Consider the following 13,790-nt stretch of genomic DNA (forward strand, 5'->3'; position numbering starts at 1 on the left):
TGTCGGCCCGGCTCGGGGTGGTGCCGGTGGGCCGGGTCTGCGCGCGGTTGTCGGTCGGGTCCGCTCCTCGGCCGGTGGCCTGGTCGTCGGCCCGGCTCGGGGTGGGGCCGGTGGGCCGGGTCTGCGCGCGGTTGTCGGTCGTGTCCGCTCCTCGGCCGGTGGCCTGGTCGTCGGCCCGGCCCGGGGTGGGGCCGGTGGCCCGGGTCTCCGCCGCGCTGCCGGCTGCGTGCGATGCCCGGCCGGGGGTCGCGGTCTCCGCCGGGCCCGCGGTCGTTTCCGCCGTCCGGCCACCGGTGGCCCGGTCCGCTGTCCGGCCGGCGGTCGCGTCCGCCACCCGGGCGGTCGTTCGTCGGTTTTCTTCCTCCATGGGTGTCATGCCCGAATCATCCTCCTGGTGGGGCCGCTCGCGTGGCTTCCAGGAGCTCGGCGAGTTCCACGAGGTCCGTCCCGGTGAGCCGGGGCAGCGCGCAGCCGGAGAGCACGCGGCAGGCGTCCCGCCAGGACGCCGGAACGCTCGCGCCGCCGCCCAGCGCACCGGTCAGGGCGCCCGCGAGGGCCGGGGCCGAGTCGGCGACCCGGGACAGGCAGGCCGCCGCCGGCACCGCCTCCGCGATCCGGCCACGGGAGGCGGTCGTGAGCGCGAGGGCGACCGGGACCGTCTCCGCGGCGGCGACGCCGTAGCTGTAGACGTGGTCGACGATCTCGTGCTCCAGGGGCGGGACCAGGGCGAACGCGCTGTCCGCCGCCCCGGCGAGCGCGAGCGCGTGCCGGGCGTTGCGGCCGATCTCGGTGCCCTCGGGCAGTTCGGCGAGCGCGGCCGCGACGCAGGCGTCGGCCTCCGCTCCGGCGAGCGCCAGGGCCAGGGCCGCCGCCATCGCCCGTGCGCCGTGCACCCCGTCGCCGTCCTGGGTGTAGCGGGCGTCGAACTCGGCCAGGGCGGCGGCGCGGTCCGGGTCGCCCGGGTGCGCGACGGCCAGGACGCAGGCGCGGACGCAGGCCGCGTCGTCGAAGTAGTGCGGGTTGTCGTGGCCGCTGGCGGGCGGGCGCAGACCGGCCGCGAGGTTGCCGAGGCCGGCCCGGACGGAGATGCGGGCGCGCAGCGGCAGCACCGCCGACTCGACCTCCGGCGCGCGTTCGGCCGCCGCCGCGACCTCGCCCGCCACGGCGTTCCAGGTCAGATCGATCGCGGCCCGCGTGCGGCGCTCCCGGCTGAGGTCCCCGAGCGCCCCGTCGTCCCCGGCGCGCAGGACGGCCTCGGCCGCGAACGCCGCCCACTCGGCGTCGTCGGAGGGGCCGAGGCGCAGCGGCTCGGGGGGCTGGTTGAGGGCGATCGGCACGGGCAGCGTGGTCGTGGCGTTCTGCTCCGCGAAGGTGTCCAGCTCGCGAGTGAGGCGGCGGGTCCACTCCGGCATCCGCGCGGCCCGGTGCCGCGCGGCGGGCCACCCGGCGGCGTCCCCCGCGGCCAGCCCGAGCAGCAGCCCCTCGATCCGACGGGTCACGGCCCCGCCGTCCGCTCGTCGGCGAGCACCGGGGCGACGGGTGTCCCGGCCGGCGGTTCCGCCGGCTCCTGCCGGGCGACCGGCACGTCTCCCGCCGGCTCCTGCCGGGCGACCGGTACGTCCTCCGCCGGCTCCGGGAAGGCCGGCGCGGCCGCCGCCGTCAGGGCCGCCGCGCCCACCGCCGGGGCCGGCGCCGGCACCTGGTCCGCCGGTGCCCTGGGCACCGGTCGGCCCTCTGGAGCGGCGCCCAGGGCCACGGCCGGCACGGCGGAGACGTCGCAGACGCCGGGCACGGCCCTCAGCACCGGCACGACCGGCACCTCGGGCAGGGCGCCCGCGATTGGCGCGGCCGGCACTTGGGGCAGGCCGCCCGCGCCCGGCGCCTCGGGCGCGGGTGTCACGACGGGGACGTCGTGCACGGCCGTCAGCGCCGGCACGGTCGGCACCTCGGGCAGGCAACCCGCGACCGGCGCGTCGGGCGTGGCTTTCGCGACGGGCACGACCGGCACCCCGGGCACTCCCGCCAGGACCGGCACCTCGGGCAGGGCGCCGGCGGTCGGTGCCTCGGGCGGGGCTGCCGTGCCTGGGACCTCCGTCAGGGCTGTCAGGACCGGCGCGGTCGCCACCTCGGGCAGGGCCTGCGCGCCCGGCGCGTCGGGCGGGGCTGTGACGACGGGGAGGTCTGGCACGGCCGGAACCTCGGGTACGGCTGCCACGAGCGACACGGTCGGTGCCTCGGGCGGGGCTGCCGTGCCTGGGACCTCCGTCAGGGCTGTCAGGACCGGCGCGGTCGCCACCTCGGGCAGGGCCTGCGCGCCCGGCGCGTCGGGCGGGGCTGTGACGACGGGGAGGTCTGGCACGGCCGGAACCTCGGGTACGGCTGCCACGAGCGACACGGTCGGCGCCTCGGGCGGGGCTGTCGCGCCCGGCACCTCCGTCACGGCCGCCACGACCGGCGCGGCCGCCACCTCGGGCAGGGCGCCCGCGACCGGCGCCTCGGGCGGGGCTGTCACGAGCGACGCCACCTCGGGCAGGGCCCCCGCGACCGGCGCCTCGGACACGGCTTTCACGACGGGCACGACCGGCACCTCCGGCGCGGCCGGCACCTCCGGCGCTCCCGGCACCACCGGTACGCACCCCGCCACCCGAAGGCGGGGCACGCCCGGTCCGCGCGGGGCCCCGTCGCGGCCCGGCTGTCCCGCGCGGGCCGGCTCGCCGCGTACCAGCAGGTCCGCGACCTCCAGTACGTGGTGGCCGGCCATCGACGGCAGGCAGCTGCCCCGTGCCGGGCCGATGGCCGCCGCCCACTCCCCGGGGATGGCGTGCACGCCCTGCGTGGCACCGGCCAGGGCGCCCGCGACCGCGGCCGTGGTGTCGGCGTCGCGGCCCATGTTCACGGCCGTGAGGACCGCGTCCCGGAAGTCGCCGTCGGCGGCCGCGTACGCCCCGAAGGCGAGGGCCACCGCCTCCGGCGCCAGGTCGGTCCACGGGTAGCCGCCGACGACCACGGCGGATCGGACCGCGCGTTCCCCGCGCCGGGCGGCGGCCGTCGCCCGGCGCAGGGAGCGTGCCGTCCAGGAGTCGTCCGGGAGGACCGCCAGGGCTGCGGTCACCACCGCGACCGGCGGCGCGCCCGCCATCGCGGCGGCGACCCCGGCCGCCACCGCCTGGCCGCCGTAGATGCCCTCGCCGTCGTGGCTGACCGAGCCGTCGACCGCCACCAGGCGGGCCGCCTCCGCCGGGCGCCCGGCGGCGAACACCCCGAAGGGCGCCGCCCGCATGGCGAGGCCGTCGCTCCAGGCATGCCGGTGCTGCGCCGAGATCGGCGCGGCCAGGCCCCGGCGGAGGTTCTCCAGCGTTCCCCGCTCACTGAAGCCGGCGCCCCGGAACGGCCCCTCGGCGCGGTCCGCGATCCACGTGTGCCAGGCCGCCTCGACATGGGCCGGGGTCAGCGCGGAGCCGTGCCGGGCCAGCAGCAGCCCGGAGAAGATGGCGTACTCCGTGTCGTCGGTGCCGCACGGGCGCTCGGTGACGTAGCCGGTGATCCGGCCCCACCGGGCACGGATCTCGGAGGGCTTGAGGTTCTCCGCGGGCGCTCCCAGCGCGTCGCCGACGGCGAGACCGAGCAGCGCTCCCCGCGCCCGTTCGCGCGCTGCGGCGGTGCCGTCCGGCCGGGCCGGGGCCGTGCGGGCGGTCGATGCCATGGGCGGGTCCTCCTCTCCACGGCGCCGGCGACGGCGCGGAACCCTATGCGGAACCATCCCCCGGTGGAGCGGACGCCGCAGCCGGAGCGGCCCCGGCATCACCCGTACGACGTCTGTGCAGGGACCCTCACGCATGAGCGCGTGGGGGCAAAGGCGCAGGTTAGCCCAGCCTTTCCTTGCTGGCGGCGGGGGATTTTCCGGCGTACGTTCTGTGTTGTCGAAAAGTAGAACTCGTCCAAGAAGCCCTTCACGCTCACTCTGGGGGACCCGGCATGGCCGTCATCGACACCGAGGCGACGCTGCACGAGGCGCACCGCGACAACCACACGCACCGCGATGTGAACGGCGGCTGGCTGCGCCCGGCGGTCTTCGGCGCGATGGACGGCCTGGTCTCCAACCTCGCCCTCATCACGGGCGTCGCGGGCGGCGCGGTGGGCGGCCGGACCATCGTCCTCACCGGCCTCGCGGGCCTGGCCGCCGGTGCCTTCTCGATGGCGGCCGGCGAGTACACCTCCGTCGCCTCGCAGCGCGAGCTGGTCGAGGCCGAGCTCGAGGTCGAGCGCAAGGAGCTGAGCCGGCACCCGCAGGACGAGGAGGAGGAGCTCGCCGCCCTTTACGTGGCGCGGGGCGTCGAGCCGGACCTGGCGCGCGAGGTGGCCCGGCAGCTGTCGGCCGACCCCGAGCAGGCCCTGGAGATACACGCCCGCGAGGAGCTGGGCGTCGACCCGGGGGACCTGCCCTCGCCGCTGGTCGCCGCGGTGTCGTCCTTCGCGTCCTTCGCGCTGGGCGCGCTGCTGCCCGTCCTGCCGTACCTGCTGGGCGCGGCCGCCCTGTGGCCCGCCGTGCTGCTCGCGCTGCTCGGCCTGTTCGCCTGCGGGGCGGTGGTGGCCCGGGTGACGGCGCGGTCCTGGTGGTTCAGCGGTCTGCGGCAGCTCGTGCTGGGCGGCGCCGCGGCCGGTGTGACGTACGCCCTGGGCACCCTGTTCGGAACGGCCGTAGGATGACGTGGCCGGAACTTCTGCGTCGTTCCGCACAAGTGGCCGCCACGCGCCGACGGGACATGTGTTACCCGCTGGTTTCGAGCGTGTGGCCACCGGGCAATACCCGTAAGCGCTGTGAGCAATGAGGCCCGCCGCGCGCACCGGGGCGAGCGCGACCGCCCGCCCCGCCTTCCCGGGCCGCCGGACACCGATCTGTCCGTGCCGGTCCCCAGCTTCCACCGCCGGACGCGCAACCCGTGCCGCGCCCGGATGGTGTCCGCATGTTGGAACACGTCTTCCGGTTTTCGAGAAACTCTCCATCATGTAACCTGCACGAAATTTCGCCACACGCAGAGGGCCAACGTCGTCCCTCGGCACCTGCTCCACCAGGGCCCAAGGCGGCCCGGGAGCAATTCCACGCCAGATGACGACGACGGGAGAGCCGATGCGTACGCCGCGCCAGCCGTCCAAGCACTCCACGGATGGCCAGAACTGGTCCTTCATGGATGCTCGCCCTGCTGCGCAGGGTATGTACGACCCCCGCAACGAGCACGACGCCTGCGGCGTCGGCTTCGTGGCCACGCTCACCGGTGAGGCGAGCCACGCGCTGGTCGAGCAGGCGCTGACCGTGCTGCGCAACCTGGAGCACCGCGGCGCCACCGGCTCCGAGCCCGACTCCGGCGACGGGGCGGGCCTGCTGTCCCAGGTGCCCGACGCCTTCCTGCGCGAGGTGGCCGGATTCGAGCTGCCCGAGGCGGGCGCCTACGCCGTCGGCATCGCCTTCCTGCCGGAGGACGGCACCGACGACGCCGTCTCGCAGATCGAGACGATCGCCACCGACGAGGGCCTGACCGTCCTCGGCTGGCGCGAGGTGCCGGTCGCCCCCGAGCTGCTCGGCGCCACCGCCCGCTCCACGATGCCCGTCTTCCGCCAGCTCTTCGTCGCCGACGGCTCCAGCACGGGCATCGCCCTGGACCGCAAGGCGTTCCTGCTGCGCAAGCGCGCCGAACGCGAGGCCGGCGTCTACTTCCCGTCGCTGTCGGCGCGCACCCTCGTCTACAAGGGCATGCTCACCACCGGCCAGCTGGAGCCCTTCTTCCCGGACCTGTCCGACCGCCGCTTCGCCTCGGCCATCGCACTCGTCCACTCGCGCTTCTCGACGAACACCTTCCCGAGCTGGCCGCTGGCACACCCCTACCGCTTCGTCGCGCACAACGGCGAGATCAACACCGTCAAGGGCAACCGCAACTGGATGGCCGCCCGCGAGTCCCAGCTGGCCTCCGACCTCTTCGGCGGCAGGGACAGCCTGGAGCGGATCTTCCCGGTCTGCACGCCGGACGCCTCCGACTCCGCCTCCTTCGACGAGGTCCTGGAGCTGCTGCACCTCGGCGGCCGCTCCCTGCCGCACTCCGTGCTGATGATGATCCCGGAGGCGTGGGAGAACCACGACTCCATGGACCCGGCCCGGCGCGCGTTCTACGCCTACCACTCCACGATGATGGAGCCCTGGGACGGCCCGGCCTGCGTCTGCTTCACCGACGGCACCCAGGTCGGCGCCGTGCTCGACCGCAACGGTCTGCGCCCCGGCCGCTACTGGGTCACCGACGACGGGCTCGTCGTGCTCGGCTCCGAGGTCGGCGTCCTCGACATCGACCCGGCCAGGGTCGTCCGCAAGGGCCGCCTGCAGCCCGGCCGGATGTTCCTCGTCGACACGGCCGAGGGCCGCATCATCGAGGACGAGGAGATCAAGGCCGCCCTCGCCGCCGAGCAGCCGTACGCCGAGTGGCTGGAGGCCGGCGGGATCGAGCTGGGCGACCTGCCCGAGCGCGAGCACATCGTCCACACCCACGCCTCGGTCACCCGCCGCCAGCAGACCTTCGGCTACACCGAGGAGGAGCTGCGCGTCATCCTCGCGCCGATGGCCAAGACCGGCGCCGAGCCGATCGGCTCCATGGGCACCGACTCGCCGATCGCCGCGCTCAGCGAGCGCCCGCGCCTGCTCTTCGACTACTTCACCCAGCTGTTCGCGCAGGTCACCAACCCGCCGCTGGACGCGATCCGCGAGGAGCTGGTCACCTCCCTGCGCTCGTCGCTGGGCCCGCAGGGCAACCTGCTGGAGCCGACCGCGGCCTCCTGCCGCAGCGTCGTCCTGCCCTTCCCGGTCATCGACAACGACGAGCTGGCCAAGCTCATCCACGTCAACGCCGACGGCGACATGCCGGGCTTCAAGGCCGCGACCCTGTCCGGCCTGTACCGGGTCGGCGGCGGCGGGGAGGCACTGGCCGCGCGGATCGAGGAGATCTGCGCCGAGGCCGACGCCGCCATCCACAACGGCGCCCGGCTGATCGTCCTGTCCGACCGGCACTCCGACGCCGAGCACGCACCGATCCCGTCGCTGCTGCTCACCGCGGCCGTCCACCACCACCTCATCCGCACCAAGCAGCGCACCCAGGTGGGCCTGCTGGTCGAGGCCGGCGACGTCCGCGAGGTCCACCACGTCGCCCTGCTCATCGGCTACGGCGCCGCCGCCGTCAACCCCTACCTGGCCATGGAGTCCGTCGAGGACCTGGTCCGCGCCGGCACGTTCCTGCCCGGCGTCGAGCCCGAGAAGGCCATCCGCAACCTCATCCACGCCCTCGGCAAGGGCGTGCTGAAGGTCATGTCGAAGATGGGCATCTCGACCGTCGCCTCCTACCGAGGCGCCCAGGTCTTCGAGGCCGTCGGCCTCGACGAGACCTTCGTCGAGAAGTACTTCAACGGCACCGCCACCAAGATCGGCGGCGTCGGCATCGACGTCATCGCCCGCGAGGTCGCCGCCCGCCACGCCAAGGCCTACCCGGCCTCCGGCATCGCCCCGGCGCACCGCGCGCTGGAGATCGGCGGCGAGTACCAGTGGCGCCGCGAGGGCGAGCCGCACCTGTTCGACCCGGAGACCGTCTTCCGCCTCCAGCACTCCACGCGCACCGGCCGCTACGACGTCTTCAAGAAGTACACCTCCCGCGTGAACGAGCAGTCCGAGCGCCTGATGACGCTGCGCGGCCTGTTCGGCTTCACCTCGGACCGCGAGCCGATCCCCGTCGAGGAGGTCGAGCCGGTCTCCGAGATCGTCAAGCGGTTCTCCACGGGCGCCATGTCCTACGGCTCCATCTCCCAGGAGGCGCACGAGACCCTCGCCATCGCCATGAACCAGCTGGGCGGCAAGTCCAACACCGGTGAGGGCGGCGAGGACCCCGAGCGCCTGTACGACCCGGCGCGCCGCTCGTCGATCAAGCAGGTCGCCTCCGGCCGCTTCGGCGTGACGTCCGAGTACCTGGTCAACGCCGACGACATCCAGATCAAGATGGCCCAGGGCGCCAAGCCCGGCGAGGGCGGCCAGCTGCCCGGCCACAAGGTGTACCCGTGGGTGGCCAGGACCCGGCACTCCACGCCGGGTGTGGGGCTCATCTCGCCGCCGCCGCACCACGACATCTACTCCATCGAGGACCTGGCCCAGCTCATCCACGACCTGAAGAACGCGAACCCGCAGGCGCGGATCCACGTCAAGCTGGTCTCCGAGGTCGGCGTCGGCACGGTCGCCGCGGGCGTCTCCAAGGCGCACGCGGACGTCGTCCTGATCTCCGGCCACGACGGCGGCACGGGCGCCTCCCCGCTGACCTCGCTGAAGCACGCCGGCGGCCCCTGGGAGCTCGGCCTCGCCGAGACCCAGCAGACCCTGCTGCTCAACGGCCTGCGCGACCGCATCGTCGTGCAGACCGACGGCCAGCTGAAGACCGGCCGCGACGTGGTCATCGCCGCGCTGCTCGGCGCCGAGGAGTTCGGCTTCGCGACCGCCCCGCTCGTCGTCTCCGGCTGCGTCATGATGCGCGTGTGCCACCTGGACACCTGCCCGGTCGGCATCGCCACGCAGAACCCGGTGCTGCGCGAGCGGTTCGCCGGCAAGGCCGAGTTCGTCGTGAACTTCTTCCAGTTCATCGCCCAGGAGGTCCGCGAACTCCTCGCCGAGCTCGGCTTCCGCTCCATCGAGGAGGCCGTCGGCCACGCCGAGGTCCTCGACGTCACCCGCGCGGTGGACCACTGGAAGGCGCAGGGCCTGGACCTGGAGCCGCTGCTCCACGTGCCCGAGCTGCCCGGGAACGCGGTGCGCCACCGGATCGTCGCCCAGGACCACGGCCTGGAGAAGGCACTCGACAACGAGCTGATCAGGCTCGCCGCCGACGCCCTGGCCGCGAACTCCGCCACCGACGCCCAGCCGGTGCGCGCCCAGGTCCCCATCCGCAACATCAACCGCACCGTCGGCACCATGCTCGGCCACGAGGTGACGAAGAAGTTCGGCGGTGCGGGCCTGCCCGACGACACCATCGACATCACCTTCACCGGTTCCGCCGGCCAGTCCTTCGGCGCCTTCCTCCCGCGCGGTGTCACGCTGCGCCTGGAGGGCGACGCCAACGACTACGTCGGCAAGGGCCTGTCCGGCGGCCGGATCGTCGTCCGCCCGGACCGCGCGGCCGACCACCTCGCCGAGTACAGCGTCATCGCGGGCAACACGCTCGCCTACGGCGCCACCGGCGGCGAGATGTTCCTGCGCGGCAGGACCGGCGAGCGGTTCTGCGTCCGCAACTCCGGCGCACTGGTCGTCTCCGAGGGCGTGGGCGACCACGGCTGCGAGTACATGACCGGCGGTCACGCGGTGGTCCTCGGCGAGACGGGCCGCAACTTCGCGGCCGGCATGTCCGGCGGCGTCGCCTACGTCGTCGACCTCGACCGCGACAACGTCAACGCCGGCAACCTGGCGTCGATCGAGGCGCTGGACGACGCGGACAAGCAGTGGCTGCGCGAGGTGGTGCGCCGCCACCAGGAGGAGACGGGGTCCACCGTCGCCGAGAAGCTGCTGGCCGAGTGGGACAGCCCCGACGGCGGCGCGGCACGCTTCAGCAAGATCATCCCCAGCACGTACAAGGCAGTGCTCGCCGCCAAGGACGCCGCCGAGCGAGCCGGTCTGTCCGAGACCGAGATCACCGAGAAGATGATGGAGGCGGCGATCAATGGCTGACCCGAAGGGCTTCCTGAACCACGGCCGTGAGGTCGCCACGTCCCGGCCGGTCGAGGAGCGCGTCAAGGACTTCAAGGAGGTCTACGTCCCCGGCTCGCTGCTGCCGATCATCAGCAAGCAGGCCAGCCGGTGCATGGACTGCGGCATCCCGTTCTGCCACAACGGCTGCCCCCTCGGGAACCTGATCCCCGAGTGGAACGACTACGCCTACCGCGAGGACTGGACGGCCGCCTCCGAGCGCCTGCACGCGACGAACAACTTCCCGGAGTTCACGGGCCGGCTGTGCCCGGCGCCGTGCGAGTCGGCCTGCGTGCTCGGCATCAACCAGGCGCCGGTCACCATCAAGAACGTCGAGGTCTCCATCATCGACAAGGCGTGGGAGACCGGTGACGTCGCGCCGCAGATCCCCGAGCGCCTGTCCGGCAAGACGGTCGCCGTCATCGGCTCGGGCCCCTCGGGCCTGGCCGCCGCCCAGCAGCTGACCCGGGCCGGCCACACGGTCGCGGTGTACGAGCGCGCGGACCGCATCGGCGGCCTGCTGCGCTACGGCATCCCCGAGTTCAAGATGGAGAAGCGGCACATCAACCGCCGTATCGAGCAGATGCGCGCGGAGGGCACCCGCTTCCGCACCGGCGTCGAGGTCGGCCGCGACATCAAGGCGGGCGACCTGCGCAAGCGCTACGACGCGGTCGTGCTGGCCGTCGGCGCCACCACGGCGCGCGACCTGCCCGTCCCGGGCCGGGAGCTCAACGGCATCCACCAGGCCATGGAGTACCTGCCCCTGTCCAACAAGGTGCAGGAGGGCGACTACGTCACCACGCCGATCTCGGCCGAGGGCAAGCACGTCGTCGTCATCGGCGGCGGCGACACGGGCGCCGACTGCGTGGGCACCGCCCACCGCCAGGGCGCGGCCTCCGTCACCCAGCTGGAGATCATGCCCCGGCCGGGCGAGGAGCGGAACCCGGTCACCCAGCCCTGGCCGACCTTCCCGATGCTGTACAAGGTCACCTCGGCGCACGAGGAGGGCGGCGAGCGGGTCTACTCCGTCTCCACCACCCACTTCGAGGGCGACGAGGACGGCAACGTCCAGTGGCTGCACATGAGCGAGGTCGAGTTCGTCGACGGCCGGCTGACCCCGAAGCCGGGCACCGAGCGCAAGATCCCGGCCCAGCTGGTCACCCTCGCCATGGGCTTCACCGGCACCGACCAGGACAACGGCCTGGTGGAGCAGTTCGGCCTGGAGCTCGACGCGCGCGGCAACATCGCCCGCGACGCCGACTTCCAGACCAACGTGCCCGGTGTGTTCGTCGCCGGTGACGCCGGCCGCGGCCAGTCCCTCATCGTGTGGGCGATAGCGGAGGGCCGCTCGGCCGCCCGCGGCGTCGACCGCTTCCTCACGGGCGCCAGCGACCTGCCGGCCCCGATCCGTCCGACGGACCGCGCGCTGGCGGTCTGACGGACAGCCCGTGACCCGGTGACGCTCCGGTCCGACGGTCACTCACCCACGTCCCGTACAACGGCGTACGGACGGTGATCGGGGATCGCACAGACCCCCGAGACGGCGCCTGCTCCCCTGTCCCCGACCGGACGACGGGGCAGGCGCCGCCGCTTGTCCGGGAGCCGCTTGCCCCGAGGCCACCCCGGGCCGGTCCGCTGCGAAGAAGGACACGGACGCGGTCGGCGGGCGGCACCGGGGGCCGGCCCCACGTCCTACGTGTCGCACTCCAGCACCCGCCGGCACAGCGCGCACCGCGCCCGCAGCCGCCCCCGCACCGGCACCCTGATCCGCTGATGGCACGTCGGGCAGGAGAACGACACCCGCAGCGGGCCGTCCCCGGCCGGGCTGAAGGAGTAGGGAGCGTCCTGCTGCCCGCGCGGCACACGCTCCTGCGCGTGCCGCCGGTCGCGGGCGTAGCGGCGGCGGCCCGCCCAGCCCGCCGCCGTCAGGGGCGGCTGCTGCTCGTCGTGACGGGCCCGGGCGAGGCCGTCCGCGTACGCCGAGTACGCCTGCGGGCTGGTGAACCACACCGAGGGGTCCTCACCGAAGACCAGCGCACGCTTGGCCAGCACGTACCCGAACTCCTCCGGCGTGATGTAGCCCAGCTTCTGCGAGGACACGGCGTCCTCCCGGTAGGCGTCCAGCAGGAGCCAGCCCGCGCCCAGGTACGTCGCCGCCGTGTCCGTCAGGATCTCGTTGGCGCGGGTCCCGGGGAAGGACAGGTCCAGGCGGTGCAGATAGACGTGCGTGACCTCGTGCGCGAGGGCCGCGCCGATGTCCCGCCGGTGGGTGCGGAAACGGTCGTTGAGCTCGACGAAGTACTCGGGTCCGGCCGCCAGTTCGACGTTCGCCGCGTGCTCCATCTCGCGGAAGCCGACGACCAGACGGGCGTCCGGCAGCCGGTAGTGCCGCACCATCTCGCGGGCCACCCGCTGCGCGCCCAGGTGCAGGTCGTCGGTGTCGCAGAAGGCGACGTCCGCGGGGGCCACGCTCGTCGCGAAGGTCTGCACGGTGTCGTACGACAGCCGCCTGTACAACGCGGTGATCGCGGCCCGTACCGTCTCCAGGTGCGGGTACCCGTGCTCGACCGGTCCGCCGTTCACCACGCCCGAACCCCCAAAGACGCCCAGCACCGTCCTCTCACTCTAGGCCGGTGGGAGCGGTTTGCCGGTGACCCGGCGACGGGCGTGCCCGGCCGCCGGGTCACCGGACGTGGCCCAGTCCCGGCGGCCGGACCACGGGCGCGCGGCCCTCGCACCCGGCGTCCGTCGCCCTCGCGGCCACGGCATGGTCCCCGAGGGCGCCGACTTGCGGCGCCCACGCTCCCCGGCACCCCACCGGAACCGGGGCACGCCACCGGTATCGGGGGGCCCGCGCCGGGGTCGCGAGGTGATCCGGGCCGTCGCGTGCCCCGGGGCCCGGCGCGCCGCCACGGCCGTGGTCCGGTACCCCGGTGCCCGGCCGGCACCCACGGCGCCGGCGCTGCCCGGCACGCCACCGGTATCGGGGGGCCCGCGCCGGGGCCGCGAGGTGATCCGGGCCGTCGCGTGCTCCGGGGCCCGGCGCGCCGCCACGGCCGTGGTCCGGCATCCCGGTGCCCGGCCGCCGCCCACGGCGCCGACGCTGCCCGGCACGCCCCCGGTACCGGGGCACGCCACCGGTATCGGGGGGCCCGCGCCAGGGCCGCGAGGTGATCCGGGCCGTCGCGTGCCCCGGGGCCCGGCGCGCCGCCAGGGTCGTGGTCCGGCATCCCGGTGCCCGGCCGCCGCCCACGTTTCCCGGCACCCCAGGTACCGGGGGGCATGCACCAGGGCCGCGAGGCGTTCCGGCCGTCGCGTGCCCCCCTGGGGCCCGGCGCGCCGCCACGGCCACCGGCACTCCTGGGCCCCGGCCGCCGCCCACGCTGCCACGCATCCCGGCACCCCACCGGGACCGGGACACCCCACCGGGACCGGGGGACACCCCACCATGGCCGCGAGGCGTCCGGAGCGGCCGCGCGACCCGGGAGCCCGGGGCGCCGCCACAGCCGGGGCCCGGCAGCCCCGGCCCCGGCCGCCGCCCGCCAGGGGACGCCGGCGCACGCCGTAGGGTGACGACCATGACCACCAGCAGCACCAGCAGCACCAGCGACGCCGATCCCGCCGTCCGGGCGGAGCTCGCGCGGCTGCGCGACAGCATCGACAACATCGACGCGGCCGTCGTCCACATGCTCGCCGAGCGGTTCAAGTGCACCCAGCAGGTCGGCCGGCTCAAGGCCGTCCACCGGCTGCCGCCCGCCGATCCCGCCCGCGAGGCCCGCCAGATCGCCCGCCTGCGCGCGCTCGCCGAGGACGCCAAGCTCGATCCGGCGTTCGCGGAGACATTCCTCAACTTCATCATCGCCGAGGTGATCCGCCACCACGAGCGCATCGCCGAGGACACCGGCAACGGCACGGCCCCGGCGACAGCGCCCTGACCCGGCCGGCGCCCGGCGCACGCGCCCCCGCCGCGCTCCGGCCCGGCCCCGCGCCGCCGCGCCCCCGCCGGCCCCCGCCGCGCCCGCTCCGGCGCACCGGTCCC

Annotated in this window: 6 protein-coding genes and 2 pseudogenes; 4 read left to right on the top strand and 4 right to left on the bottom strand. The window is 74.8% G+C overall.

Going from position 1 to position 13,790, the window contains the following annotated elements:
* The 3 genes and pseudogenes from ABZ920_RS05470 to ABZ920_RS05480 form a co-directional block, all read right to left on the bottom strand.
* Positions 1–376: pseudogene (locus tag ABZ920_RS05470) on the bottom strand (hypothetical protein); the annotation flags it as partial.
* Positions 377–383: 7 nt separating this feature from the next.
* Complete coding sequence (locus ABZ920_RS05475; protein WP_361499068.1) at positions 384–1,499, bottom strand: ADP-ribosylglycohydrolase family protein; 1,116 nt, start codon at positions 1,497–1,499, stop codon at positions 384–386.
* A gap of 1,223 nt (positions 1,500–2,722) precedes the next feature.
* Positions 2,723–3,703: pseudogene (locus ABZ920_RS05480) on the bottom strand (ADP-ribosylglycohydrolase family protein); the annotation flags it as partial.
* Between the two features lie 272 nt (positions 3,704–3,975).
* On the opposite strand from ABZ920_RS05480, the gene ABZ920_RS05485 reads away from it, so the two are divergent.
* From ABZ920_RS05485 to ABZ920_RS05495, 3 genes are all read left to right on the top strand, one after another.
* Entirely contained in the window at positions 3,976–4,707 is a 732-nt protein-coding gene (locus tag ABZ920_RS05485) for a VIT1/CCC1 transporter family protein (RefSeq protein WP_361499070.1), read from the top strand.
* A gap of 505 nt (positions 4,708–5,212) precedes the next feature.
* Positions 5,213–9,733, top strand: a complete 4,521-nt coding sequence (gltB, locus tag ABZ920_RS05490) for a glutamate synthase large subunit (protein ID WP_361499416.1) — start codon at positions 5,213–5,215, stop codon at positions 9,731–9,733.
* The gene (locus ABZ920_RS05495) at positions 9,726–11,189 is read left to right on the top strand and encodes a glutamate synthase subunit beta (protein ID WP_361499072.1); all 1,464 of its coding nucleotides are present in this window, start codon (positions 9,726–9,728) and stop codon (positions 11,187–11,189) included. The genes gltB and ABZ920_RS05495 overlap by 8 nt, the downstream gene beginning before the upstream one ends.
* 254 nt (positions 11,190–11,443) lie before the next feature.
* Here ABZ920_RS05495 and ABZ920_RS05500 read toward each other — a convergent pair whose 3' ends face one another.
* A complete protein-coding gene (locus ABZ920_RS05500; protein ID WP_361499418.1) occupies positions 11,444–12,337 on the bottom strand; it encodes a hypothetical protein in 894 nt (297 codons plus the stop codon).
* 992 nt (positions 12,338–13,329) lie between these two features.
* On the opposite strand from ABZ920_RS05500, the gene ABZ920_RS05505 reads away from it, so the two are divergent.
* A complete protein-coding gene (locus ABZ920_RS05505; protein WP_361499074.1) occupies positions 13,330–13,686 on the top strand; it encodes a chorismate mutase in 357 nt (118 codons plus the stop codon).
* Positions 13,687–13,790 lie beyond the last annotated feature (104 nt).

The organism is Streptomyces sp. NPDC046831 (assembly GCF_040645305.1).
GTDB lineage: Bacteria > Actinomycetota > Actinomycetes > Streptomycetales > Streptomycetaceae > Streptomyces.